Raw genomic sequence first — 23,606 nt, forward strand, 5'->3', positions numbered from 1 at the left:
GAGCATCCGCTCACGGCCGCCACAGCGGATGTTCGCGGTCGGCCCACTGCCGGCTCACCGATCCCGTACGCAGCCCCCGCCGCGCCTCCGGGTCGCCCAGCGCCATGCCGATGTGGCCCGCGAGGACGATCCCGATGGTGAGGGCCAGCCAGTCGTGGACGAAGGTCGCCGAGGTGCGCCACATCAGCGGGGTGAGGTGGGTGAACCACATCAGCAGGCCCGTGCCCACCATCACCAGCGTGGCCCCGGCGATCCAGGCGGCGTAGATCTTCTGTCCGGCGTTGAACTTGCCGGCGGGGCGGGACTCCCGGTCCTTGTCGCGGCGCAGCGCCGCCCGCAGCCACACCCGGTCGTGCGGGCCGAAGCGGTTCAGGAAGCCCAGGTCGCGGCGGAACGCACGGGAGGCCAGGCCCGCCAGGACCGGCACCGGAAGCATGAGACCGGCCCATTCGTGGACGCGGACGACGAGTTCGCGGCGGCCGACCAGTTCGGCGAACTGGGGGATGTAGAGGCAGGCCGCGGTGGCCACGCACACACCCATCAGCAGGGCCGTGACCCGGTGCACCCAGCGCTCGGCCCGGCTGAAGCGCCGTACGTGGGAGGAGTGCGCGGACACGGCCGGGGTGTCGTCAACTCGTGGGTTCATCGTCGCGTCCGTTCGAACGGCCGACCCAGGCGTCGACGTCGTACCCCCGGTTCTCCCAGTAACCGGGACGGACGTCCTCGGTGACGGTGATGCCGGAGAGCCACTTGGCGGATTTGTAGAAGTACATGGGGGCCACGTAGAGGCGGACCGGACCGCCGTGGTTGTGGCCGAGGGACTTGTCCTGCATGCGCAGGGCCACCAGGACGTCCGCGCGGCGGGCCTGCCTCAGGGTGAGGCTCTCCGTGTACGTCCCGTCGAAGCAGGTGAAGCGGATCGCCCCGGCCGAGTGGTGCACTCCGGCGGCGTCGAGGAGATGGGACAGCCGTACGCCCTCGAAGGGGGTGCCGGGCACCCGCCAGCCGGTGACGCACTGGACGTCGTGCACCAGCCGGGTCTGGGGCAGGGCGCGCAGGTCGGCGAGGGTGTAGCTGGTGGGGTGGTCGACCAGGCCGTCGACGGTGAGGCGGTAGTTCGTCTCGTTCTTGTGCGGTACGGAGGAGGCCACCGAGTAGTAGCGGAAGCCGCCCCCGTTGGGCAGCAGCCCCGTCAGACCGGTGGGGTCCTTCTCGGAGGCGCCGGCGAGGAAGGATTCCATCCCGCGCTGGAGCGTGGGCGCGGTCAGTACGCCGAGGGCGCCGAGTCCGAGCGTGCCGAGCAGCACCCGCCGGCCGATCGGCCTGCCGCGCTCCCCGGGCCCCTCGGATTCTTCGGGAGCCCGCGGCTCGGGCCGCTCAGGCTCCCGCGGTTCGGGCCGCTCAGGCTCCCGCGGCTCCGGCCGCTCCGGTTTCCGCGATCGCGGTCGCTCCGGGTCCGGTTCCCCGGGCCGTTCAGTGTTCACCCACTGATTCGAGCACCCGCGACCCCCAAAAATCCAGCGGTGGCGGGTGCCCGTCAGCGTTCCGTCATCTCTTCTCACGTCCTGTCCGGGTTGAAGGGCCCCGGAGAGGACGGGAGGGCCTCATCAGGAGGCGGAATCGGCCGCCTTGTCCAACTGGAACGCCTCGTTGCCGAGGCCGATCCGGGCGTGTGCCTCGGGCTTGCGGGAGCGCAGCACCAGTCCCTGGACCAGTCCGACGACCAGGGCGACCCCGATGACGGCGGGCAGCAGCAGGTTCAGGGCGGAGTCCGGACCCGCGCCCACGAGCACGTCGAAGTCCTTGACCGTGTAGACCGCGATGACGAGCAGGGCGATGCCCGCGATCACGGAGGTGACCAGACGCCAGGCCTGGGCGCGAGCCGCGCCGCGGCGGACGAAGAACACGACGACCGAGAGGGAGGCGGACGCCATCAGGAGGGTGACGCCGAGCGCTCCGACGTTGCCGCCCCAGGTGAACAGCTGCAGCACGGGCGCGGTCGGGTCGCCGGTCGGCTTGTCGTCGGCCAGGGCGAAGCCGCCGACCACGATCAGGGAGACGACGGTGTGCAGGAGCGAGCCCGTGCCGGGGGCGCCGCTGGCGCCGGAGGTGCGGCCGAAGGCGCTGGGCAGCAGACCCTCGCGGCCCATGGCGAAGGCGTACCGCGCCACGACGTTGTGGAAGCTGAGCAGCGCCGCGAACATGCCGGTCACGAACAGCACGTGCAGGACGTCCGTGAAGGTGGAGCCGAGCCGAGACTCGGTGAGGAAGAAGAGCAGCCCGGCGCTCTGCTTCTGGGCGGTCCCGACGATCGCGGAGGGTCCGGTCGCGACGGTGAGCGCCCAGGAGCTGATCGCGAAGAAGACGGCGACGAAGCCGATGGCGAGGAACATGACGCGCGGCACGAGGATGTGCGGGCGGCTCGTCTCCTCGGCGTACACCGGGGCCTGTTCGAAGCCGGTGAAGGCCGCGATGCAGAAGCACAGCGCGGTGCCGACGCCCGCCCCGGTGAGGGTGTCCGGGTTGAAGGCGTGCAGCGACAGCCCCTCACCCGCCGGGTCGCCGACGGCCGCGACGTCGAAGACGACGACGAGCGTGACCTCGATGACGAGCAGCACGCCGAGCACCCACGCGTTGACGTCGATCTTCAGCCAGGCCAGCGCGCCGACGACGAGTACGGCGGCCAACGCCGGTATCCACCAGGCGACCTGGGTGTCGAGGTAGGTGGCGAACAGGCCGGAGACCTCGAAGCCGAAGAGTCCGTAGATGCCGACCTGGAGCGCGCTGTAGGCGACGAGGGCGACCGCGGCGGCGCCCGCTCCCGGGGTGCCGCCGAGCCCGCGCGAGATGTAGGCGTAGAAGGCGCCCGCGTTGTGGACGTGCCGGCTCATCTCGGCGTACCCGACGCTGAAGAGCACGAGGACGATGCCGAGGATGACGAAGAGCAGCGGCTGCCCGACGATACCCATCACCGCGAATGTTGCGGGCATGACACCCGCGACCACCATGAGCGGGGCGGTCGCCGCGAGGACGGACAGCAGCAGGCCTCCCGTGCCCAGCCGGCCGGCGCGCAGGGCGCGGTCCTGTCCCTTGAACGTGCTGATGCCGCCGTCGTCGGCGGCCGGTCTGCCCGTGTTCGACGTACTCGATGTGCTCGAACTGCCCGTCGTCATCGCGGGGTCGTCCTTTCGGATGTCAGGTCAGGGGGCGTTCACCCCGTGCCGAGCACGCTGTCGCGCGCGGCACGGAAGGCTTGGTACGGATCGCGGTCCGGGTACGACCAGGGAGCCGGGGTGGCATGCTCCGCGATGCGGTGGAAGAGGGCGGCCGCCTCGGCCTCCCTGCCCTCGCAGACCTTGGCGTGGGCAAGGAAGTTGAGGTCGACGAGCCGTCGGGGATGGTCCTCGTGCTCCCACTCCAGCCACCAGTCGAAGGCGGCCTTCATCACCTGGCGGGCCCGGCGCCCGGCCCAGTGGCCGGAGGCGACCGGGTCGGTGGCCTCGCTCCCGGAGCCGGCGAGCACACGGAAGCGCTCGGCGTGCGCGACGACCGGAAGGATCGCGAGCGGCGAGTCGGCGGGCCCTTGCTCGGCCGCCCAGTTGGCGAAGTCGTACACCTCGTGCAGAGGGTCCTGGCCCGCCGCGGCACGGCGCTCGGCGAGCCGGGCGACCATCAGGTGATGCGCGTGGTGATGGCCGGCGTGCCGGTGGCGCACCTCGTCGAAGAGCCGGACCACATCGTCCTCGGTGCCGAGCGAGCGCTCCAGGAGGAGCAGTCCGAGCCAGGGGGTGGGGTCGGCCGGGGCGAGTGCCGCCGCCGCGCGGCAGGCGTCGCGGGCGTGCTCAGGGCGCGCCTTGCCGTGCAGGGCGCGTTCCACGGTGGCGCAGCCGAGGAGTACGGCCGCGTCGGGGGCCTCCGGCTCGGCGAGCTGCCAGTCACGGGCCCAGCCGAGGGTCGCGGACTCCTGCGCGAGGACGGTGACGCGGTGTCCGCGGCGGTCCCAGTCGTCGCCGGTCGCCGCCAGCAGGTCGCGGACGTCGGTCCACCGCCCCTGGCTCAACGAGGTGCGTGCGGCGACGAGTTCGGCGTCGTCGAGGGCGGCGTCGAAGGCCTGGGCCGCGCGCTTGCGACCGCGGCCCAGCGGTGGTGGGGGTGGTGACACCGCTGCTCAACCTCACAGGCGCGGTTCGTCAAAGTGTGATCACGCACAGCAAACCCGGAGCCACGGGTTCAAGTCAAGCTCCGGTCATCGTGCTACACGTGTCAACTACCCCTGTATGGCACACAGTTGGCGGGCATCGCCCCAAAACGCCCTGAACAGCCGCCTTGTTCCGGCGACTTGGACGGCCGACTTGTCCCTGCAACGTGAACGGCGGCCGTGTCCTGATGACAACGGCCGCCCGTCCGCATGACATGGACGACCGTCCCGTTCCGGCGAGGTGGACGGCCGTCCCGTTCCGGACGTGATCAGCCCACCGCCTTGGCCGCCGCCCGGCCCGCCGTACGGCCGGAGAAGAGGCAGCCGCCGAGGAAGGTGCCTTCCAGCGACCGGTATCCATGGACTCCGCCGCCGCCGAACCCGGCGGCCTCACCGGCGGCGTACACGCCCTCCAGCGGTTCGCCGCCGTCGGTCAGCACCCGCGAGGAGAGGTCGGTCTCCAGGCCGCCGAGGGTCTTGCGGGTCAGGATGTTCAGGCGCACCGCGATCAGCGGGCCCGCCTTGGGGTCGAGGATGCGGTGCGGGGTCGCGGTGCGGATCAGCTTGTCGCCGAGGTACTTCCGGGCCCCGCGGATCGACATGACCTGGAGGTCCTTGGTGAAGGGGTTGGCGATCTCCCGGTCGCGCGCGACGATCTCGCGGCGCAGGGCCGCCTCGTCGATGAGCGGCTTCTCGGTGAGCGCGTTCATCCCGCGTACCAGCGCGCCGAGGTCCTTCTCGACGACGAAGTCCACGCCCTGGTCCATGAACGCCTTGACCGGAGCGGGCACATCGGCGCGGGCCCGCCCGAGGACGCCCCGGATCGACTTGCCGGTCAGGTCGGGGTTCTGCTCGGAGCCGGAGAGCGCGAACTCCTTGCCGATGATCTTCTGGTCGAGCACGAACCAGGTGTAGTCGTGCCCGGTGCGCATGATGTGTTCGAGGGTGCCGAGGGTGTCGAAGCCCGGGAAGAGCGGTACCGGCAGGCGGTTGCCGCGCGCGTCCAGCCAGAGGGAGGAGGGGCCCGGCAGGATGCGGATGCCGTGCTTGTCCCAGATGGGGCTCCAGTTCTGGATGCCCTCGGTGTAGTGCCACATGCGGTCGCGGTTGATGAGGCGGGCGCCGGCTTCCTCCGCGATCCCGAGCATGGCGCCGTCGACGTGGGCGGGGACGCCGGAGATCATCCGCTCGGGCGGAGTGCCCAGCCGCTCGGGCCAGTTGGCGCGGACGAGGTCGTGGTTGCCGCCGATACCGCCGGAGGTGACGATCACGGCCTGGGCCTTGAGTTCGAAGGCGCCGGTGACCGCGCGGCTGCTGGCCTGGCCGCGCTCGATGCCGGACGGCTCCAGGATCTCTCCGGTGACGGTGTCGACGGAGCCCGCGCCGCGGGACAGACCGGTGACCCGGTGGCGGAAGCGCAGCTCTACCAGACCACGGGCGACCCCCTCCCGTACCCGCCGCTCGAAGGGCGCGACGAGGCCGGGCCCGGTTCCCCAGGTGATGTGGAAGCGCGGCACGGAGTTCCCGTGCCCGTTGGCGTCGTAGCCGCCGCGCTCGGCCCAGCCCACCACCGGGAAGAAGCGGACCCCCTGCCCGTGCAGCCAGGGCCGCTTCTCGCCGGCCGCGAAGTCGACGTACGCCTCGGCCCACTGACGCGGCCAGTGGTCCTCGGGCCGGTCGAAGGCGGCCGTGCCCATCCAGTCCTGGAGGGCGAGCGCGTGGCTGTCCTTGATCCGCATGCGGCGCTGCTCGGGCGAGTCGACGAAGAAGAGCCCGCCGAAGGACCAGTGCGCCTGGCCGCCGATCGACTGCTCGGGCTCCTGGTCGAGGAGGATCACCTTGCGGCCCGCGTCGACGAGCTCCGCGGTCGCCGCGAGCCCCGCCAGGCCCGCTCCGATGACGATCACATCTGCGTCGTAGGCCATGGGCCCGTCCTCTCGACATTCCGACTGGTCGGATCGGGTCGCCGCCACGGGACGACTTGATGACGTTTGTCACGATCCGATCGGCAGCAGCGCTGGTTGGTGAGACATTGGTGGTGGTCGACCTCCACGGGCGACCAGCACTTGTTACTGATCGGTCAGATCCTTCGGCAAGAAAGGTGACCGAGTCAACTGCCTGGTTCCGGGTTCTCCCGGGGACGGGCATCCGGCCCTTGGCACTAGAGTCGGCGGGAATCTCCACCGTGGTCCCCGACTCCCGATGTTTCGAGGTACCCAGCGTGTCGGTTCTGGTTCTGGTCCTGGCCGTGAGCGCGGCCTGCTGTCTGGGTTTCGGCTTCGTGCTCCAGCAGAACGCGGCCTCGCACGCCCCGCTGAGCGACTTCCTCTCCCCCCGCCTCCTGGTCGACCTCATCCGGGTCCCGCGCTGGCTGGGCGGCATCGGACTCATGGTCTGCGGCATGGTGCTCGGCGCGATCGCGCTCGGCAAGGGCGAGGTCACGCTCGTCGAGCCGCTCCTGGCGACCAACCTGCTCTTCGCGCTCGCGCTCTCCCGCCATCAGACCAAACAGCCGCTGGGCCGACAGGGCTGGGGCGGGCTCCTGCTGCTGGCGGGCGGTGTCTCGGCCTTCATAGTGGCCGGGCAGCCGCAGGGCGGCGACGCCGTCGACGACCCGCTGCGGCACTGGCTGATCATCGGAATCGTGGTCGGGCTCGCCCTGCTGCTCACCACCTACGCGAAGCGGTCCCGGCTGAGCGCCGGACCCGTGCTGCTCGCCACGGCCGCCGGGCTGCTCTACGGCCTCCAGGACGCGCTCACCCGGGTCAGCGGCCAGCGGTTCGGGGACGGCGGCTGGAGCGAGCTGCTCACCGGCTGGCAGCCGTACGCGGTCCTCGTCCTCGGCGTCACCGGTCTGATCCTGGTCCAGAGCGCCTTCGAGACCGCGCCCCTGCGGATGTCGCTGCCCGCGCTCACCGCCGCCCAGCCGCTGGCCGGCATCGCCTGCGGGGTGGGCTTCCTCGGGGACCAGCTCCGCACCGACGCCGGAGCCCTCGCCTGGCAGGCCGCGGGACTCGCGGCCGTGGTGGCGGGGATCGTGCTGCTGGGGATGCACCCGGCGATGCCCTCGGGCACGGCGGAGCCGGAGCGCTCGCGGGATCTCCAGCCGCATTGAGGAAGCCGGGTCCGGCCGCATGCTGCTTGGATGGTTCCATGAGTGCCGCTGACGAGATCCTCGACATCGTGGACGAGAACGACCGGGTCATCGGGCAGTCCCCTCGCGGGGAGGCGTACGCGCGCGGGCTGCGCCACCGGTGCGTGTTCATCCAGGCGCGGGACGCGGAGGGCCGGATCTTCGTCCATCGGCGCACCCCCACCAAACTGGTGTTCCCCTCCCTCTACGACATGTTCGTCGGCGGGGTCGTCGGCGCGGGTGAGTCCTACGACGACGCGGCGCTCCGCGAGGCCGAGGAGGAACTCGGCGTCTCCGGGCTCCCCCGGCCGACCCCCCTCTTCACGTTCCTGTACGACGACGGGGCCGGAGCGACCTGGTGGTCGGCCGTGTACGAGGTCCGCTGCGAGCTTCCGGTGAACCCGCAGGTGGAGGAGGTCGCCTGGCACGACTTCCTCACCGAGGACGAGGTGGAGCGCCGACTGCCGGAGTGGACCTGGGTCCCGGACGGGCTGGCGGCGCACGAGCGGCTCAGGGACTACCGGGCGATGGACTGAGCGGCGGGTCCCGGACCGGGGCGATACCGCACGGGACCGGGGCGATACCGCACGGGGCCGGGCCGATACCGGACGCGGGCACCCGCTGACCGGCGGGCGACGGGGGATACCCATGACCCGAACGGTGACGGGCTGCACCGGCAGCCTCCCCTGGAGGGTGCCCCGGTAGGGTCTGGACGTGATCGAACTCGTACGTCATGTCCGGTTGTGGTTCGCGCCCCAGGAGATCCGGGAGGAGGGCGGAACCCCCGACTACCGTTTCTCCCTGGCCAACGAGCGGACCTTTCTGGCCTGGCTGCGCACCGCGCTCGCCCTCATCGCCGGGGGTTTCGCCGTGGACCAGTTCCTGCCGGACCTGCGCTGGGCCTGGCGGGCGGGGCTCGCCCTGGCGCTGCTGGTGGCGGGCGTCCTCTGCTCACTGCGGGCGGTCAATCACTGGGTGCGCTGCGAGCGGGCGATGCGCCGCGGCGAGGACCTGCCGGTGTCGCGGTTCCCGGCGGTGCTGAGCATCGTCGTCGCGGTCGTCGCGGTCGCGATGGTCGTCGTCGTCCTCGTCGGCTGGGCGGGATGACCGGGCCCGTCCGGGAGGAACGGGACCCGGGCCTCCAGCCGGAACGCACGCGGCTGGCCTGGCGTCGTACGACCCTCTCCAGCACCGTCGTCGCCGTGCTCGCCGCGAAGGCGGCCCTGCACGACAGCGGCTCCGCCGCCGGGACCGTGGCGTGCGCCTTCTGCTGTGTCCTCTGGCTGGCCTTCCTCGCCGTCGCCCACCGCCGCATCCGGACGCTGACGGCCTCGGGCCGGGCCGGCCCGGCCGTCCTCGCTCCCCGGCACGCGACGGCGGCGACCCTGTGCACGCTGGCGTTCGCCGTGTGCGCGGTGGCGTTGGTGTTTTAGGGATACTCGGACGCCACGCGCCCCGAAATGGCCGGAATCGGGACACTTTGTGACGCTAGCCTGGGTCGTCGCCCCACCCTCGCGTCTCGCGGGCAGCCCTCTTCACCTCACTCCCGCCTCTCGCGGACCACCCACGTCAGTCACAGCCGAAGGTGAGCACGATGACCACCCTTCACCAGGAGCACCCCACCCACCAGCACGTCCACGGCCCGAAGTGCGGTCACACCGAGGTGCGCCACGAGGACCACGTCGACTACGCCCACGACGGGCATCTGCACCGCGAGCACTCGGGGCACTGGGACGAGTGCGAGCCCAGCGGCCATGTGGCGCACGACCGGCACGGCCACCAGCACGGCGAGGGCTGCGGGCACCCGGCCGTGGCGCACGGCGACCATCTCGACTATCTGCACGACGGCCACCGGCACGCCGAGCACGACGGCCACTGGGACGACCACTGACCCGCTGACCTCTCGGCCCCGACGGCGTCTCCCCCGGTTCGCGCGTTCCGGGGGAGACGCCGATCACGTTTCGCGCAGCCGCTGGACGACATACCGACTGGTCGGCATCATGGTCACATCCAGTTCCCGTGTGCTGAGGAGCAATGATGAGCCCGGACCACCCGCCAGGTCTCGATCTCGACCGGTTGCGCGACCTGCTCGACCGTGAGCGGCCGGGACTGGTGACCGGCCCGCTGACCGGCCGGCTGATCGAGGGCGGACGGTCGAACCTCACCTACGCGGTCTCCGACGGCACCGCCCGGTGGGTCGTACGACGGCCCCCGCTGGGCCATGTGCTGGCCACGGCGCACGACATGAAGCGCGAGCACCGGGTGATCAGCGCGCTGCATCCGACGGCCGTGCCGGTCCCGAACCCCGTGCTGCTGTGCGAGGACGACTCGGTGCTCGGCGCCCCGTTCTACGTCATGGAGTTCATGGAGGGCACCCCGTTCCGCACCGCCGAACAGCTCGCCCCGCTCGGCCCGCAGCGCACCCGCGACGCGGTGCTCGGCCTGGTGGACACACTGGTCGAACTGCACGCGGTGGACCCCGCCGAGGTGGGTCTCGCCGACTTCGGCCGCCCCGAGGGCTTCCTGGACCGGCAACTGCGCCGCTGGGGCAAGCAGCTGGACGCGTCCAGGAACCGTGAGCTCGCCGGGATCGACGAGCTGCACGCGGCCCTGGGGCGCGAACTGCCCGGCTCCCCCGCGCCCACCGTCGTGCACGGCGACTACCGGCTCGACAACGTGCTGATCGGGCCCGACGACCGGATCAGGGCGATCCTGGACTGGGAGATGTCCACGCTCGGCGATCCGCTCACCGACCTGGGCCTGCTCGTCATGTACAGCACGCGGCTCGACCTGCCCGACTCCCCCATCAGTACGACCGCCTCGGCCGCCGGACATCCGGAAGCGGCCGAGATCGTCGAGCGGTACGCCGCGCGCTCGGGGCGCGACGTGTCCGCGGTCTCCTGGTACACGGCGTTCGCGTGGTTCAAGCTCGCCGTGATCCTGGAGGGCATCCACTACCGCTACACGAAGGGCCAGACCGTCGGCGCGGGCTTCGACCGCATCGGCGAACTGACCCCCGTCTTCATCGAGCACGGCCTGACCACCCTTCAGGAAGGCTGATCCGCCATGGACTTCGGATTCGACGCGCGCACCGAAGAGCTGCGCCAGAAGCTGCTCGTCTTCATGGACGAGTACGTCTATCCGGCGGAGGCCGTCGCGGAGGAACAGCGCGCCCTGCTGGCCTCGCCGTGGGACACGCCCGCCGTGGTCGGCGAGTTGAAGGCCGAGGCCCGCAGGCAGGGGCTGTGGAACCTCTTCCTGCCGGACTCCTCGTACGGCGCGGGCCTGACCAATCTCCAGTACGCCCCCCTCGCCGAAATCACCGGTCGCAGCCCGCACTTGGCGCCCACCGCGCTGAACTGCGCCGCTCCGGACACCGGCAACATGGAGGTGCTCACCCAGTTCGGTGACGAGCAGCAGAGGAAGCAGTGGCTGGAGCCGCTGCTCGCCGGAGAGATCCGCTCCGCGTTCGCGATGACGGAGCCCGAGGTCGCCTCCTCCGACGCCACGAACATCACCACGCTCATCGAGCGCGACGGCGACAACTACGTCATCACCGGCCGCAAGTGGTACATCTCCGGGGCGATGAACCCCGACTGCAAGATCTTCATCGTGATGGGCAAGACGGACCCGGACGGCGCCGACATCCGCCGCCAGCAGTCGATGATCCTGGTCCCGCGCGACACCCCGGGCCTGGACGTCCGGCGCGCGATGCAGGTGTACGGCTACGAGGACCACTCGCACGGCGGGCACGCGGAGGTCGTCTTCGATCACGTCCGGGTCCCGGTGAGCAACCTGATCGGCGCGGAGGGCGGCGGTTTCGCCATCGCGCAGGCGCGGCTCGGTCCGGGCCGGATCCACCACTGCATGCGGCTGATCGGCATGGCCGAGCGGGCCATCGAGCTGATGTGCCGGCGCGCGGTGTCCCGGACGGCGTTCGGCAAGCCGCTGGCCCAGCAGGGGGTCGTCCAGAACTGGATCGCCGACGCGCGGGTCGCCGTCGAGCAGCTGCGTCTGCTGGTCCTGAAGACGGCCTGGATGATGGACACGGTCGGGAACAAGGGTGCCCACGCGGAGATCCAGGCCATCAAGATCGCCACTCCGCGTACGGTCGTCGACATCCTCGACAAGGCCGTCCAGCTGCACGGCGCGGGCGGTGTCAGCCAGGACTTCCCGCTGGCCGAGCTCTGGGCCGCCGCGCGGACGCTGAAGCTCGCCGACGGACCGGACGAGGTCCACCAGCGTTCGCTGGCGCACCGGGAGATCAAGAAGTACGCCTGACCGGAAGCGTGTGAGCACGGCACTGCGGCCCCACCGGACGGTGGGGCCGCAGTGTGCTGTCCGTGCTTCGGTCGGCTACGGGCGCAGCGCGCGCAGCAGGAGGTCCGCCAGGTGGTCGGCGACCTCCTGGGGGCCGAGCGGGCCGTCGGGCCGGTACCACGTCGACAGGTGGTGGACCGAGCCGAAGTGGTAGTCGACGACCAGGTCGGCGGGGGTGGCCGTGGAGAAGACGCCCTTCTTCTGGCCCTCCTCGATCAGGGCGCGGAAGCGCTCGTGGTAGCGGCGCCGCTCGGACCGCACCTGCTTGAGCTTCTCGGGGCCGAGGTGGTGCATCGACCGGAAGAAGATCGAGGCGTCGTCGAGGTTGTCGATGGTCGTGACGACCACGTCGGCCGCCGCGCCCCGCAGCCGCTCCTCCACCGGCGCGTCCGCGTCCGCGAACGCGTCGAGCCGCTCCTGCTGGAGGCGCAGCACGCGGGCGTAGACCTCGTGCAGCAGATCGTCCTTGGAGCCGAAGTAGTGGTACAGCGCCCCCTTGGTGACGCCTGCCGCCTCGACGATCTCCTGCACCGAGGTGCGGTCGTAGCCCTGCTCCGCGAAGAGCCGGGTGGCGGCGGCGAGCAGCCGCTGCGGGACGGGCGTACCGTCACCGTCCGTCGTCCTGGGCACTGCCGCCACCTGCCTTCCGGGCGTTCACACCTATAGCTGTCTTCTACTGGGAGTCCTCGGACCGAGAACGCAGTTCCCGACGGAGGATCTTCCCACTCGCCGTCTTCGGCAATTCGGGCAGGATCTCCACCTGCCGCGGATATTTGTAGGCGGCCAGTCTCTCCTTGCAGTGCGCGGCCAGCGCGTCGGGGTCCGCGGAAGCACCCGGACGCAGGCTGATGTACGCCTTGACGGTCTCTCCGCGGTAGCCGTCGGGGATCCCGACGACGGCCGCCTCGCGGACCGCCGGGTGGGTGTGGAGGACGTCCTCGACCTCGCGCGGCCACACCTTGAAGCCGGACGCGTTGATCATGTCCTTCTTGCGGTCGACCACGTAGAGCCAGCCGTTCGCGTCCATGAATCCGATGTCGCCGGTGCGCAGCTCGCCGTCCGGGAAGGTCTCGGCGGTGGCCTCGGGACGGTTCCAGTAGCCGGGCACCACCTGCGGACCGCGTACGAGGATCTCGCCCTGTTCGCCGAAGGGGACCTCTTCGCCCAGGTCGTCGACGATGCGTACGACCGAGTCCGGGCCCGGCACGCCCACCGCGAGGGTCCCGGAGGCCGGGTCCACCGGCGCCTCCAGGCCCGGCGGCACGGACGCGCACGGTGCGGTGCACTCGGTGAGCCCGTAACCGTTGCGGATGTACGGCCCGAGAGCGGCCCGGAACCTCTCGACGAGGGCCGGCGGCAGCGGGGCACCGCCGGAGGAGATGTTCACGAAGGAGGAGAAGTGGTCCGGCGTGACCTCCGGGTGGGCGGCCAGCGCCATGAAGGCGGTGGAGGGGCCCACCGTGTAGAGCGGCCGGTGCTCGGCGAACGCGTCGAGCACGACCCCCGCCTCGAAGCGGTACGCGAGGACCAGTGTGCCCGCGCTGTCGAGGCAGGCGGCGAGCTGGCAGACCATCCCGGTGATGTGGAACAGCGGCGCCATCGCGAAGTACACGGGTGCGTCGGGCAGTGCGAGGCCGGTCCGCTGCCGCTCGGCGTTGTACATGATGTTGCCGTGCGTGTTGGTGGCTCCCTTGGGGGTGCCGCTCGTGCCCGAGGTGTAGCTGATCAGCGCGATGTCGGACGGGCCGAGGGCGCGGTCGCCGGGCGCCCCGTGTCCCTGCCGGGCGACGGCGGCGAGATCGTCGGCCCCCGCGTCCTGGGGGAGTCGCTCGAAGGCCAGCACGCGCGGGTCGTCGCGGGTCTGGAAATCCCGTTCACAGGCCGTCAGGACGGCACGTACGGGCGAGTCCGCGGCGGTCTCGCGCAGATACGCGTCCCAGGCGCGGTCGGAGCAGACGAGGGCGCTCACCTCCGCGTCGTGCAGGACGTGCCGGACCTCGCCGGACTTGTACATCGGGTTGACCGGCACGACCGTGGCGCCGGCCTTCCAGGCGCCGAGCAGGGCGAGCACGAACTGCGGGGAGTTCTGGAGCATGATCGCCACCCGGTCGCCCCGCTCCACACCGCGGGCGGCCAGATGGCCTGCGACGGAATCGCTCAGTTCGTCGATCTCGCGGTAGCTCAGCCGCCCGTCGAAGTAGGCGAGCGCGGTGCGGTCCGGGGTCTGCGCGACCACGTCCCGGAGGGCGTGCACCAGGGTGTCGGCGGGGCTCACGGGTCCACGTTGCGCGTCGCTGAGCAGTGCCACCCAGGGCCGGTCGGCGTAGCGGGTCACTCGGTGGTCTCCCACTTCTGCTGGAGGTGGTTCATGTTCGCCATCCAGCGGTCGGGGTCGGCGGCCCGCGCCTGGTAGTACCCGGCGACCTCGGGGTGCGGCAGGATCAGGAAGCGGTCCTCCTCGATCCCCTTCATGAGCGCGTCCGCGACGGCCTCGGGTTCGATGGCGGTCGGCTGGAGCACGAGGTCGCCCGCGCTGCCGGTGGCGTCGAGCATGTCGGTGCGCACCCCCTGCGGACAGATCGCGTGCACCTTCAGACCGCGGTGGCGGTACGTCAGCGACAGCCACTCGGCGAACGCGTACGCGCCGTGCTTGGTGACGCTGTACGGGGCGGCGCCGATCATGGTGAGCAGACCGGCGGCCGAGACGGTGGAGACGAAACGGCCGCTGCCGCGCTCCAGCCAGTCCGGCAGCAGCGCGTGGGCGGCGCGCACGTGTGCCATCACGTTGACGTCCCAGGCGAGGGCCCAGACCTTCTCGCCGGCCGCTTCGGAGCCGCCCGAGGCGACGCCCGCGTTGGCGCAGTAGACGTCGACCGTGCCGCCGAGGGCGTCCCGGGCCTCGGCCACGATCAGGGAGGCGTCCCCCGGGACCGCGATGCCGCCGATCTCGTCGGCCACGGCCTTCGCCTTGTCCGCGTCGAGGTCGTTGACCACGACCCTCGCTCCCTGAGCGGCGAAACGGCGGGCCAGCGCGGCCCCGATGCCGCCTCCCGCTCCGGTGACGACCACTCCCGCACCCTGCACGGCTTCCACCCTGGGTCTCCTTCGACGCGACGTGAAACGGCTCTGCTGCGACGACAGACTAACCAGTCGGTATGTAACAAGGGAAGGGTTCCCGGCAGGGCGCGGGCGACCGCGCGAGGAGCCGCGACAGGCCGGAGGCATCCGCGCCCTACGAACTTCCCCCGGCAGCCCTTAGCGTGCCTGTGTCAACCTTCCGCGATCACGGAGGTCACACCATGCGCATGTCCCGACGGTCACTGCTCGTGGCCGGTACCGCCGCGGCGGCCCTGACTCCGCTGCCCGCCGAGGCCTCCGAGCACACCGGCCACCGGCTCCGCACCGGCTTCGAGCGCCTCGCCGGGGCCGGGTACGCCCAACTCGGCGGCGAGCGCGTCGGCATGGTCACCAACCCCACGGGCGTCACCCGCGACGTCCGGCACATCGTCGACGTGATGCACGCCGACGACCGCGTGAACCTGGTCGCCGTCTTCGGCCCCGAGCACGGCTTCCGGGGCACCGCGCAGGCGGGCGGGTCCGAGGGCCGCTACGACGACCCGGCGACCGGACTCCCGGTCTACGACACGTATCTGAAGAGCGGTCAGGCGCTCGCCGACATCTTCACCGCCTCCGGCGTGGACACCGTCGTCTTCGACATCCAGGACGCTGGAGCCCGCTTCTACACGTATATCTGGACGCTGTACGACTGCATGGAGGCGGCGCGGCTCGCCGGCAAGCGGTTCGTGGTGCTCGACCGGCCGAACCCGGTCACCGGCCGCGCGGCCCAAGGTCCGGTCCTGCACAAGGAGTTCGCGACGTTCGTCGGACGTCAGCCGATCGCGCAGGCGCACGGCATGACGGTGGCGGAGCTGGCCCGGCTCTTCAACGGGGAGTTCCTGGCGGCGCCCGTGGAACTGGACACCGTGCAGATGTCGGGCTGGAAGCGCGGGGAGTTCTACGACGCCTGGGGGCTGCCCTGGGTGCCGCCGAGCCCGAACATGCCGACGCCGGACACCGCGCTGGTGTACGCCGGGACGTGTCTCTTCGAGGGGACGAACCTGTCGGAGGGGCGCGGTACGACACGGCCGTTCGAACTCCTCGGCGCGGAGGGCGTCGACGGGAGGTGGGCCGCGGCGGTCGGTGAACTGGCTCTGCCCGGTGTGCACTTCAGAGAGGCGTACTTCGCTCCCACCTTCTCCAAGTTCCAGGGTAGGACCGTCGGGGGTGTCCAGATCCATGTGCACGACCGGGCGGCGTTCGAACCCGTCCGCACCGGTATCGCCCTGCTGGTGACCGCCAGGCAGGTCTGGAGCGGTTTCGCCTGGCGCTCCGACAACTGGATCGACAAGCTGACGGGCTCGACGCTGGTGCGCACGCTGATCGACGCGGGGGCGCGTACCGACGAGGTCGTGGCGGCCTGGCAGGACGAGCTGGAGGCCTTCCGCAAGGTTCGCAAGCACTACCTCATCTACAAGTGATCCGCCGCCCTCTTCCACGGACGAGTGACGGATGCGCGATGGATGAGTCGTGACGTCTGGCCAACTTTCCCCGCCGGGTGGACGATGCGCCCATATCGCACCGCCCGCGGGGTCAGGGGGCCTGTCATGACGGATCCGGCAGTGAGTGTCTCTCCCTACTGGGAGTTGACGTTCGACGCGGACGGGGACGCCGACGGCCGCGAGCGGGACCGGTGGATCAAGGAGGTTCCGCGACGCGGGGTCCGTGACCTGATCGTCTTCACGCACGGCTGGAACAGCGACCGTTCGGGGGCCACCCGCCTCTGCAGCCGCTTCTTCGAGCCCCTCCCGGAGCTCGCGCCGACCGCGCGCCTCGGCTACGTGGGCGTGATGTGGCCCTCGATGCGCTTCTCGGACGAGCCGATCCCGGACTTCCCCAGGTCGGTGGCGGTCGACGTCGCTCCCGAGGTGCCACCGGCTCTCGGCAAGAACACCCGGCACGCGCTTCTGGAGGTGTTCCCCGGCCGTGCCACCGTGGTCGAACAGCTCGCCCGGCTGCTCGATCAACAGCCGGACGACGGAGCCTCGTTGGAGGAGTTCGGCCGTCTCGTACGGCTGCTCGTCGAGGTCCGGCCGCAGGGTCCGCAGACCTCCTTCGCGGCGGACACCCTGGCGGCGGGCGTGCCGGAGAGCGACCCCGAGATGCTCTTCGGGGACACCGCGACGGTGTGCGGTGAGTTCGCGCGGGCGCTCGCCGAGGCCGAGAACCCCGGTGCCGCCCTGTTCGCGCTGCCCCGGCTGTGGGACGGGGCCCACGAACTGCTGCGCCAGGCCACGTACTACGCGATGAAGCGGCGCGCGGGGACCGTCGGTGAGCGCGGGCTCGGGCGGGCGATCGGCCGGCTCGCGGCGGCGGCTCCGGATGTGCGCGTGCATCTGGTCGGGCACAGCTTCGGCGGCCGGCTGGTCTCCTTCGCGCTGCGCGGGCTGCCTCCGGGGGTGCGCACGGTGAAGTCGGTGACGCTGCTCCAAGGCGCCTTCTCGCACTACGCGTTCGCGGCGCGCCTGCCGCACGACGCGCGGGCGAGCGGAGTGCTGGACGGGCAGCACAACCGGATCGACGGCCCGCTGGTGTGCTGCTACTCCCCCTTCGACTCGGCGCTCGGCACGATCTACCCGCTGGCCTCGCGGATGGCGGGCGACTCCCGGTCCGTCGCGGCGGACTTCGGTCTCGGCCGCGCGCTGGGCGCGAAGTGGGGCGCGATGGGCCACGACGGGGTGCAGGCGGTGCCGGGGACCCGGACGTTCACGCTGGCGGAGGCCCTGCGCACCCGGCTGCCGGTCTCGGGATGCGTGAACGTCGACGCCGGCGCCGTGGTGCGCCGGGGCGGGGCCCCCTCGGGTGCGCACAGCGACATCTGTCATCGCGAACTCGCGCGGTTGGTGCTGGCGGCGGGCCGCGTCCGCTGACCCGCCGCCGCGCTCCGGCGCCGGCCGCTCCTACCGGCGCCGGTCCGTGCTCACCGGTGTGAGGTGTACTCGACGACCTGCTGGTAGGTCGGCCGGTTCTGCCAGCTGATCTTGCCGTGCTTGATGCCGCCGAGCGTCCGCTGGACGATCGAGTCGGCGCACCACTGGTCGCCCGCCGAGCACTGGTCGTCGCCGGGGTAGACGGTGGCCGCGGTCTTGCCCGCCGCCTCCTTCAGGGTGCTGATCAGGGTGTCCCGACAGGCACTGAGACTGCCGGCACCGCAGTACTTCTGCGGCAGGCCGCCCCGCACGGTCTCCCCCAGCACCGCCCGGATGTCCTTGTCGACATAACTCCACCAGCCGTACTGGAAGGAGCTTCCGGCGTGCGAGCCGGTCGGTCCGTGCCCGGCCGACGGCGCCTCGTCGATGGGGAGGTTGCCACCGAACGCGGTGTAGAGGTCACTGCCGAGTCCGGGCTGGAACTCCGCCTTCACCAGCAGCGGCCACCAGGCGTCGAGGATGCGGACCGCGTCGGCGTCGGCGTAGGTGTGTGAGCCGGCCGAGGTCTCCTTGCGCTTGGCGCCCGCCGTCACCCACGCGGACAGCTTGCTCACCGCCGCCGCGGCCGTGGAGTCCGTGACCGGGGAGCTGTTGACGACCTTCAGCAGGTCGGGGAGCACGTCCTCGGCCCGCAGATCGGCGAGTGCCGCGTCGGCCATCGCCTTCACCAGCGCGGACCTGGTCACACCGCCCGCCGCGACCAGCTTCGCGACCCGGTCCTCCAGCAGGTCGCCGCGGTGCACGGAGCCGTTGCCCCAGGAGGCCGTCGTGTAGTCCTTGGCCTGTTTGTTGTTCCAGGAGATGTAGTAGTCCTGGTCCACCGAGTTGGGGTGCGCGGACGCCGGGGTGTAGGAGGCGGTGTTCGTGGCCGGGTCCCAGTTCCGCCAGTCGTACGCGGCCTGCGCCCACACGGGGAACTCGGCGTCGACCCCGTTCGCCCGCACCGGGTTGTCGCCGCTGTTGTAGTACGCGGTGTGCGCCGAGTCGGCGTAGAACCAGTTGAAGGTGTAGTTGATGTGCTGTGTCGCGCTCTGGAAGGTCGCCGGACTCTTCACGTAGTCCGGGTCGTTGAGCATCTGGAAGCCGATGATCGAGTCGGCCTCGTGCATGAAGGAGGAGCGCAGGGTGGTGTACGCGACCTTCTTGCCGCCCACGGTCGCGCGGTAGGCCACGGGACCGTACTTGGTCCGGTAGACCTGCATCCGGTACGAGCCGGCCGCGGTGCCGTCGGCGACGGTCGGCTTCCAGGAGTTGGTCCGCTCGACCTTGTCCATCGCCGTGCAGGTGCCGTGGTAGAGGTAGTGGTAGTCGTCCTGGCACAGCTCGACGGCGTAGGTGTCGATGATGTCCTGGCCGGAGGTCGTCGCGCTCCAGGAGTAGTCCTGGCCGCGGCCGAGTTCGACGTACATGCTCAGGCCCGCGAAGGAGGCGCCGCGGGCGCTGAGGCCGGGTCCCTGGATCTCCTGGAGCATGAGCAGCTGTGGCGCGAAATAGCCGGTCTGCGGTCCGAAGACGGCGATCGGGTGACCGCTGGCGGTGTGCTTGCCGCTGACCACGAGGGCGTTGGACATACCGCGCCTGGCCGAGGTGAGCGAGGTCTTGGCCGCCGCGGCCGTGGCGCTGGTGGCGCTCGCGGTGGCCGCGCTGCCGGTGCGGTCGTAGACGAGCTGCTCCTGGGTCACCGAGCCGGCGTCGGGCAGCGCCTCGCCCTGCGGGCTGTCCGGCTTGCCGGCGTACGGGAAGCTCTCGCCGTTGTGGACGGTGAGCGCCGCTTCCGGGTCGTTGCGCTCGCGGAAGGACTCCCAGACCTCGGTGCCCTCGGCCACGCCGTACTTGGACTGGGCGGCGAGCAGCGAGATGGCGTTGTTGACCTCGCCGCCGCCTCCGGAGCCGAACAGCGAGCCGATGACGGAGGCCAGCGCGACCAGGTCGGTGAGCTTGAAGTGGTCGATGGTGCCGGCGTTGGTGATGGAGTCCTTGTGGCCGGTCAGGACGTATTCGCCGGGGAAGTAGCGGCCGCTGTCGGAGGCGTCGATGTAGGCGTTGATGCCGTCGACGTAGGCGTTGGCGTCGGCGAGGGCCTGGGTGCCACGGGCGCCGGCACTGTTGGTCGCGCTGTCTATCTGGGCCTGCAGATCCGCCTCGGTGTAGGGCGCGTTGCGCCAGAACTCCTGCTCCAGGCCCTGGTTGGAGGGGGCGCCGCCGGCGAAGCCGGTCAGCTGGCCGCGTCCGACGTGCCGGAAGACGTCCATGAGCCACAGCCGGTCCTGGGCGGCGGCGAACCCGGCGCCGTACTCGGTGCCGTAGCGGGTGGTGCCGGTGATGTGCGGGACGCCCGTCTTCTTGTCGCGGACGATCGTCACGTCGGTGCGGCCGCCGGGCTTGGTGGTGGAGGCGACCTGGTCGGAGGCGACGCCGAAGGAGGCGTCGTTGAAGAAGTCGTTGATCTTGGCGTCGGTGAGCGTCGCATAGCCGGAGGCGAGGTTGCCGTAGGGGGCGAGCTGGTCCTCGGCGTGGCTGGGCTGGGTGCCGAAGGCCTGGTTGAGCAGGATCTGGGCGAGGGTCGCGTTGCCGTTCTCACCGGGCGGCAGGATGTCCGAGCACCGGCCGCCGCAGTAGTCGTTCGCGGCGGCCTCGGCCGAGGTGTCGGCGGCGGCCGCCGGGGAAAGCGGCGACAAAAGACCGGCAATGAGCACGCATAGGGATGCTGCCTTGAGGAACTTGGGGAATCTGCGGGGAGTTCTCAGTCTGTCCAAGGTGGTGCGTGGGGTGCTCGGTGGCATGTCAGCTCCTACCGACGGGGGGGTGGGCCGGACGTTACCGCCGGTATCCCCGAGTTTGAAGATGAACATGCGTCAGTTTTTTGGATTCATCGCGAGTGCGGGGGCCGGTCGACAGCCGGCTGACAGCAACGGGAGGTAGCCCGAGGGCACTCGGCGGGCGGCTCGCGGCGGTCATCGGAAAATTGGATGGAGCCGAATCGCTTGTCGATACGTCTACTCGACGACGTCCGTACGAGACGACGCCGAAGTGACCGGAGTGCAGGTGCAGGTGTGACGGAGGTGCAGGACGATGGCCGGTTTCCGGAGTCTGGCGAGACAGGTGCGAGATCCGAGGTGTGATCTGGCACTGCGGAGGTACTCCCTGCGCAAGTGCCTGGAGAGGTTCGCCCCTTACGGGCATCGGGCGACCTGGGACCATCTGTGCTCCCGGGCCGGGTTCGGTCCGGAGGACCGGTCCCCCGACCCGGCGCGGCTCGTGGCCGCACTGGAGGAACTGGAGGAGGCCCGCTCCGTCTGGCTCGCCTACGAGGTCGAGTTCGCGCAGCGTCGCAAGAAGGAGAAGCACGACGGGCTGCGCAGGCCGGGCAGTGTCGACGACTGGCACCGGCTGACCTGGGGCGGGTTCGGTGTCGCATGGTGCGACAACCCCCGTGTCCACCCCCATCAATCACTGGCCGAGGTGCTGCGCCGGCTGATCGCCGCCCTGGAGCGCGAGCCGGGCGCCGTCTGCCCGGTGTGTGCCGGTGAGCGCCTGCTCTGGATGTACGACCTGGCCCACGAACCGTCGTCGGGTCCCGTCTGCACGAGCTGCGGAATCGTGGTGCCGCGGCCCGTCCTGACCCCGGAAGCCCTGGCGGGGGCCAGGCGCGGCCGGCTGCTCGTGTCGGCGTGAGTGCCCCGCCGGGCCGGGCGGCCGGGACTCCGCCGGGCTGAGCGGCACGGGGCAGGGAGCTGCGGGTGAGCCGTCGGCCGCGGAGGGTCCGTGGCCGGGCACGCAGTTCCCGGCGCCCGATTGTCAGTGGTGTCCGGCACCATCGGAGGCATGGTGCAGGTCTGTCTGAACGGAGCGCGCGGATCGGCCGACGGCGCCGTCGTGCCGATGTCGCCCGAGGCTATGGCCCGATCCGCGGCCGAGGCGGTCGCGGCCGGCGCCTCGGACATCCATGTCCATCCCAAGACCCCGTGCGGACGGGACACGTTGTCGCCCAGGGTGGTGGCGGCGACGCTCGAAGCGATACGGGCCCGGGTCGGCGTCCCGGTCGGAGTGACCACCGGCGCCTGGGCCGAGCCCGATCCGGTGGCCCGGGTCGATCGCGTCCGCTCCTGGACCGTGCTGCCCGACCACGCCTCCGTCAACTGGCACGAGCCCGGCGCGGAGGAGGTCGCGGCGGCACTCCTGGACCGCGGGATCGGCGTGGAGGCGGGCATCTGGTCCGGCACGGACGGCGCGGCCCGGTTCCTGGCATCGCCGCTCGCGCCGCGGGTCCTGCGCGTCCTGGCCGAGGTGACGGACACCTCGCCGCGGACCGCCGAGGACTCGGCCCGCGCCCTGCTCGCGGCGCTCGGCACCGCGTCCGGCCGCCCCGTCCTGCTGCACGGCGAGGAGGGCGGCGCCTGGCCGGTGCTGCGCCTGGCGGGACGGCTGGGCCTCGCCACCCGGACCGGCTTCGAGGACACCCTCGTACTCCCGGACGGGGAGCGGGCGTTGTCCAACGCGCGGCTGGTGACGGAGGGACTCGCTCAGTACGGGGCGGCCCGGCGCCCGCCGCAGACGGGACGAAGCCGCTGACGGTAGCAGCCGTAAATCCGCTGGTTCCAGCCCTTTCCCCCGCGGAGAGTTGGGGGCGATGAAACACGGCTGAGCAAACCTGGAGTTCCCCATGTCGACGCTGCGCGTGACCGCCGAAGTGCTGACCATCCATGAGCATCCGAACGCCGACGCGCTCGAACTGGCCCAGGTGGGCCTGTATCGGGCCGTGGTCGCCAAGGGCGCGTACCGCACCGGCGAGCGGGCCGTCTACATCCCGGAACAGTCCGTGCTGCCGGCCGGACTGATCGAGGAACTGGGGCTGACCGGGCGGCTCGCCGGCAGCGCGTCGAACCGGGTCAGGGCGGTGCGGCTGCGCGGCGAGCTGTCGCAGGGCATCGTGTGCCGTCCTGAGGCGCTGGCGGACGTGGACCTGGCGCGGGCCGCCGAGGACGGCACGGACTTCGCGGAGATCCTCGGCATCGTGAAATGGGTGCCGCCGATCCCGCCCACCATGGACGGTGACGTCGAGTCGGCACCCGATCTGCTGCCCTGGGTCGACATCGAGAACATCCAGCGCTACCCGGACATCTTCACCCCGGGCGAGCCCGTCGTCCTGACGGAGAAGCTGCACGGTACGGCCTGTCTGCTGACCTACCTCGCCGACGAGGGCCGCGTCCATGTCTCCTCGAAGGGCTTCGGCTCCAAGTCGCTTGCCCTGAAGGAGGATCCGCGCAATCTGTACTGGCGCGCCGTGCGCGGTCACGGCGTCGCGGAGGCCGCCGCCCGGCTCGCCGCCCGCCTGGGCTCGCGCCGCGTCGGCATCTTCGGCGAGGTGTACGGCGCGGGCGTCCAGGACCTGCCGTACGGCGCCGACGGGCGCCGCGAGACGGTCGGTTACGCCGTGTTCGACGTGTCCGCTGAGATCGACGGCGAGGTGCACTGGCTGGACGCGCAGGAGCTGCTGACGGGCGAACTCCCGCTGGTGCCACGGCTGTACGAGGGTCCGTACGACGTCGAGCGCGTCCTGGAGATCGCCTCCGGCCGGGAGAGCGTGTCCGGCCGGGAACTGCATCTGCGCGAGGGCGTCGTGATCCGCCCCGGGGCTCCCGCCCCCGCCGGACCGGAGGGGACCCTCGTGGCCGCCGAGCGGTACAGCCCGGTGACCGGCGGACGCGCGATAGCGAAGGCGGTCAGCCCGGCCTATCTGACCCGCAAGGGCGGCACGGAGTACGAGTAGCCCGGGGCGGCCCGGAGTACGCAGACAGGCGGGCCGTCACCCGGCCCGGGCCGCGGGGGGGGGGCAACCCCCCCGGCCGGGCCGGGGTGGCAAAAAGCAGGAGGGGGGTGAAAAACATGGGCCGGGGCCGCGGGGTAA

Annotated in this window: 21 protein-coding genes; 12 read left to right on the forward strand and 9 right to left on the reverse strand. The window is 71.3% G+C overall.

All coding sequences use genetic code 11. The annotated features are described in order from the left end of the window. Nucleotides 1-10: 10 nt before the first annotated feature. From ACFWBT_RS28365 to ACFWBT_RS28385, 5 genes are all read right to left on the reverse strand, one after another. Nucleotides 11-646, reverse strand: a complete 636-nt coding sequence (locus ACFWBT_RS28365) for a cytochrome b/b6 domain-containing protein (RefSeq protein ID WP_351550404.1) — start codon at nucleotides 644-646, stop codon at nucleotides 11-13. After that, the gene (locus tag ACFWBT_RS28370) at nucleotides 630-1,319 is read right to left on the reverse strand and encodes a molybdopterin-dependent oxidoreductase (protein WP_266765606.1); all 690 of its coding nucleotides are present in this window, start codon (nucleotides 1,317-1,319) and stop codon (nucleotides 630-632) included. Before ACFWBT_RS28370 ends, ACFWBT_RS28365 begins: the two co-directional genes overlap by 17 nt. 288 nt (nucleotides 1,320-1,607) lie before the next feature. Beyond that, the gene (locus ACFWBT_RS28375) at nucleotides 1,608-3,173 is read right to left on the reverse strand and encodes an APC family permease (RefSeq protein ID WP_356468419.1); all 1,566 of its coding nucleotides are present in this window, start codon (nucleotides 3,171-3,173) and stop codon (nucleotides 1,608-1,610) included. A gap of 38 nt (nucleotides 3,174-3,211) precedes the next feature. Beyond that, on the reverse strand, nucleotides 3,212-4,162 hold the full coding sequence (locus ACFWBT_RS28380) for a hypothetical protein (protein ID WP_385705453.1): 951 nt from the start codon (nucleotides 4,160-4,162) through the stop codon (nucleotides 3,212-3,214). Between the two features lie 305 nt (nucleotides 4,163-4,467). Next, nucleotides 4,468-6,123 (reverse strand): FAD-binding dehydrogenase, encoded by a 1,656-nt coding sequence (locus ACFWBT_RS28385; RefSeq protein WP_385705455.1) that lies wholly within the window; start codon nucleotides 6,121-6,123, stop codon nucleotides 4,468-4,470. A gap of 296 nt (nucleotides 6,124-6,419) precedes the next feature. On the opposite strand from ACFWBT_RS28385, the gene ACFWBT_RS28390 reads away from it, so the two are divergent. From ACFWBT_RS28390 to ACFWBT_RS28420, 7 genes are all read left to right on the forward strand, one after another. After that, on the forward strand, nucleotides 6,420-7,313 hold the full coding sequence (locus ACFWBT_RS28390; RefSeq protein WP_385705457.1) for a DMT family transporter: 894 nt from the start codon (nucleotides 6,420-6,422) through the stop codon (nucleotides 7,311-7,313). Nucleotides 7,314-7,351: 38 nt separating this feature from the next. Further along, nucleotides 7,352-7,867, forward strand: coding sequence for an NUDIX domain-containing protein (locus ACFWBT_RS28395; RefSeq protein ID WP_351550389.1), 516 nt, complete (start codon nucleotides 7,352-7,354; stop codon nucleotides 7,865-7,867). A gap of 178 nt (nucleotides 7,868-8,045) precedes the next feature. Continuing rightward, complete coding sequence (locus ACFWBT_RS28400; protein ID WP_385705460.1) at nucleotides 8,046-8,438, forward strand: YidH family protein; 393 nt, start codon at nucleotides 8,046-8,048, stop codon at nucleotides 8,436-8,438. Further along, a complete protein-coding gene (locus tag ACFWBT_RS28405; protein WP_385705462.1) occupies nucleotides 8,435-8,764 on the forward strand; it encodes a DUF202 domain-containing protein in 330 nt (109 codons plus the stop codon). Before ACFWBT_RS28400 ends, ACFWBT_RS28405 begins: the two co-directional genes overlap by 4 nt. 161 nt (nucleotides 8,765-8,925) lie before the next feature. Then, a complete protein-coding gene (locus ACFWBT_RS28410; RefSeq protein WP_356468433.1) occupies nucleotides 8,926-9,222 on the forward strand; it encodes a hypothetical protein in 297 nt (98 codons plus the stop codon). Nucleotides 9,223-9,368: 146 nt separating this feature from the next. Next, a complete protein-coding gene (locus ACFWBT_RS28415) occupies nucleotides 9,369-10,391 on the forward strand; it encodes a phosphotransferase family protein (protein ID WP_385705464.1) in 1,023 nt (340 codons plus the stop codon). Nucleotides 10,392-10,397: 6 nt separating this feature from the next. Then, complete coding sequence (locus tag ACFWBT_RS28420) at nucleotides 10,398-11,612, forward strand: acyl-CoA dehydrogenase family protein (protein WP_385705466.1); 1,215 nt, start codon at nucleotides 10,398-10,400, stop codon at nucleotides 11,610-11,612. 75 nt (nucleotides 11,613-11,687) lie between these two features. Here ACFWBT_RS28420 and ACFWBT_RS28425 read toward each other — a convergent pair whose 3' ends face one another. Genes ACFWBT_RS28425 through ACFWBT_RS28435 form a run of 3 tightly spaced genes read right to left on the reverse strand, consistent with a single transcriptional unit; the run spans nucleotide 11,688 to nucleotide 14,744 of the window. Further along, on the reverse strand, nucleotides 11,688-12,281 hold the full coding sequence (locus ACFWBT_RS28425) for a TetR/AcrR family transcriptional regulator (RefSeq protein ID WP_351550371.1): 594 nt from the start codon (nucleotides 12,279-12,281) through the stop codon (nucleotides 11,688-11,690). A 43-nt stretch (nucleotides 12,282-12,324) separates the two neighbouring features. Then, nucleotides 12,325-13,986 carry an AMP-binding protein gene (locus ACFWBT_RS28430; protein ID WP_385705468.1) on the reverse strand — a complete coding sequence of 554 codons (1,662 nt, stop codon included), beginning with the start codon at nucleotides 13,984-13,986 and terminating at the stop codon, nucleotides 12,325-12,327. Continuing rightward, nucleotides 13,983-14,744: an SDR family oxidoreductase gene (locus ACFWBT_RS28435; RefSeq protein ID WP_385705470.1), complete on the reverse strand. Its 762-nt coding sequence runs from the start codon at nucleotides 14,742-14,744 to the stop codon at nucleotides 13,983-13,985. Before ACFWBT_RS28435 ends, ACFWBT_RS28430 begins: the two co-directional genes overlap by 4 nt. Before the next feature lie 206 nt (nucleotides 14,745-14,950). Here ACFWBT_RS28435 and ACFWBT_RS28440 point away from each other — a divergent pair, with 206 nt between their 5' ends. Then, nucleotides 14,951-16,189 (forward strand): exo-beta-N-acetylmuramidase NamZ domain-containing protein, encoded by a 1,239-nt coding sequence (locus ACFWBT_RS28440; RefSeq protein ID WP_385705472.1) that lies wholly within the window; start codon nucleotides 14,951-14,953, stop codon nucleotides 16,187-16,189. 126 nt (nucleotides 16,190-16,315) lie between these two features. Further along, nucleotides 16,316-17,638 (forward strand): serine-threonine protein kinase, encoded by a 1,323-nt coding sequence (locus tag ACFWBT_RS28445; protein WP_385705474.1) that lies wholly within the window; start codon nucleotides 16,316-16,318, stop codon nucleotides 17,636-17,638. Nucleotides 17,639-17,688: 50 nt separating this feature from the next. On the opposite strand, the gene ACFWBT_RS28450 is transcribed toward ACFWBT_RS28445, so the two are convergent. Continuing rightward, nucleotides 17,689-20,481 carry a penicillin acylase family protein gene (locus ACFWBT_RS28450; protein ID WP_385705476.1) on the reverse strand — a complete coding sequence of 931 codons (2,793 nt, stop codon included), beginning with the start codon at nucleotides 20,479-20,481 and terminating at the stop codon, nucleotides 17,689-17,691. Between the two features lie 289 nt (nucleotides 20,482-20,770). On the opposite strand from ACFWBT_RS28450, the gene ACFWBT_RS28455 reads away from it, so the two are divergent. The 3 genes from ACFWBT_RS28455 (at nucleotide 20,771) to ACFWBT_RS28465 (ending at nucleotide 23,468) form a co-directional block, all read left to right on the forward strand. Next, nucleotides 20,771-21,373: a hypothetical protein gene (locus tag ACFWBT_RS28455; RefSeq protein WP_385705478.1), complete on the forward strand. Its 603-nt coding sequence runs from the start codon at nucleotides 20,771-20,773 to the stop codon at nucleotides 21,371-21,373. Between the two features lie 150 nt (nucleotides 21,374-21,523). Then, nucleotides 21,524-22,270, forward strand: a complete 747-nt coding sequence (locus ACFWBT_RS28460; RefSeq protein ID WP_385705479.1) for a 3-keto-5-aminohexanoate cleavage protein — start codon at nucleotides 21,524-21,526, stop codon at nucleotides 22,268-22,270. Nucleotides 22,271-22,361: 91 nt separating this feature from the next. Then, nucleotides 22,362-23,468, forward strand: a complete 1,107-nt coding sequence (locus ACFWBT_RS28465) for an RNA ligase (ATP) (protein ID WP_385705481.1) — start codon at nucleotides 22,362-22,364, stop codon at nucleotides 23,466-23,468. Nucleotides 23,469-23,606: the final 138 nt, after the last annotated feature.

The organism is Streptomyces sp. NPDC060027, assembly GCF_042737005.1.
Classification (GTDB): domain Bacteria; phylum Actinomycetota; class Actinomycetes; order Streptomycetales; family Streptomycetaceae; genus Streptomyces.

Bases quoted from the DNA above. Each gene is read 5' to 3' on its own strand.
- ACFWBT_RS28365 (WP_351550404.1), bottom strand. From the start codon at position 646: ATGAACCCACGAGTTGACGACACCCCGGCCGTGTCCGCGCACTCCTCC.
- ACFWBT_RS28375 (WP_356468419.1), bottom strand. From the start codon at position 3,173: ATGACGACGGGCAGTTCGAGCACATCGAGTACGTCGAACACGGGCAGA.
- ACFWBT_RS28385 (WP_385705455.1), bottom strand. From the start codon at position 6,123: ATGGCCTACGACGCAGATGTGATCGTCATCGGAGCGGGCCTGGCGGGG.
- ACFWBT_RS28395 (WP_351550389.1), top strand. From the start codon at position 7,352: ATGAGTGCCGCTGACGAGATCCTCGACATCGTGGACGAGAACGACCGG.
- ACFWBT_RS28405 (WP_385705462.1), top strand. From the start codon at position 8,435: ATGACCGGGCCCGTCCGGGAGGAACGGGACCCGGGCCTCCAGCCGGAA.
- ACFWBT_RS28410 (WP_356468433.1), top strand. From the start codon at position 8,926: ATGACCACCCTTCACCAGGAGCACCCCACCCACCAGCACGTCCACGGC.
- ACFWBT_RS28415 (WP_385705464.1), top strand. From the start codon at position 9,369: ATGAGCCCGGACCACCCGCCAGGTCTCGATCTCGACCGGTTGCGCGAC.
- ACFWBT_RS28420 (WP_385705466.1), top strand. From the start codon at position 10,398: ATGGACTTCGGATTCGACGCGCGCACCGAAGAGCTGCGCCAGAAGCTG.
- ACFWBT_RS28440 (WP_385705472.1), top strand. From the start codon at position 14,951: ATGCGCATGTCCCGACGGTCACTGCTCGTGGCCGGTACCGCCGCGGCG.
- ACFWBT_RS28445 (WP_385705474.1), top strand. From the start codon at position 16,316: ATGACGGATCCGGCAGTGAGTGTCTCTCCCTACTGGGAGTTGACGTTC.
- ACFWBT_RS28450 (WP_385705476.1), bottom strand. From the start codon at position 20,481: ATGCCACCGAGCACCCCACGCACCACCTTGGACAGACTGAGAACTCCC.
- ACFWBT_RS28455 (WP_385705478.1), top strand. From the start codon at position 20,771: ATGGCCGGTTTCCGGAGTCTGGCGAGACAGGTGCGAGATCCGAGGTGT.
- ACFWBT_RS28460 (WP_385705479.1), top strand. From the start codon at position 21,524: ATGGTGCAGGTCTGTCTGAACGGAGCGCGCGGATCGGCCGACGGCGCC.
- ACFWBT_RS28465 (WP_385705481.1), top strand. From the start codon at position 22,362: ATGTCGACGCTGCGCGTGACCGCCGAAGTGCTGACCATCCATGAGCAT.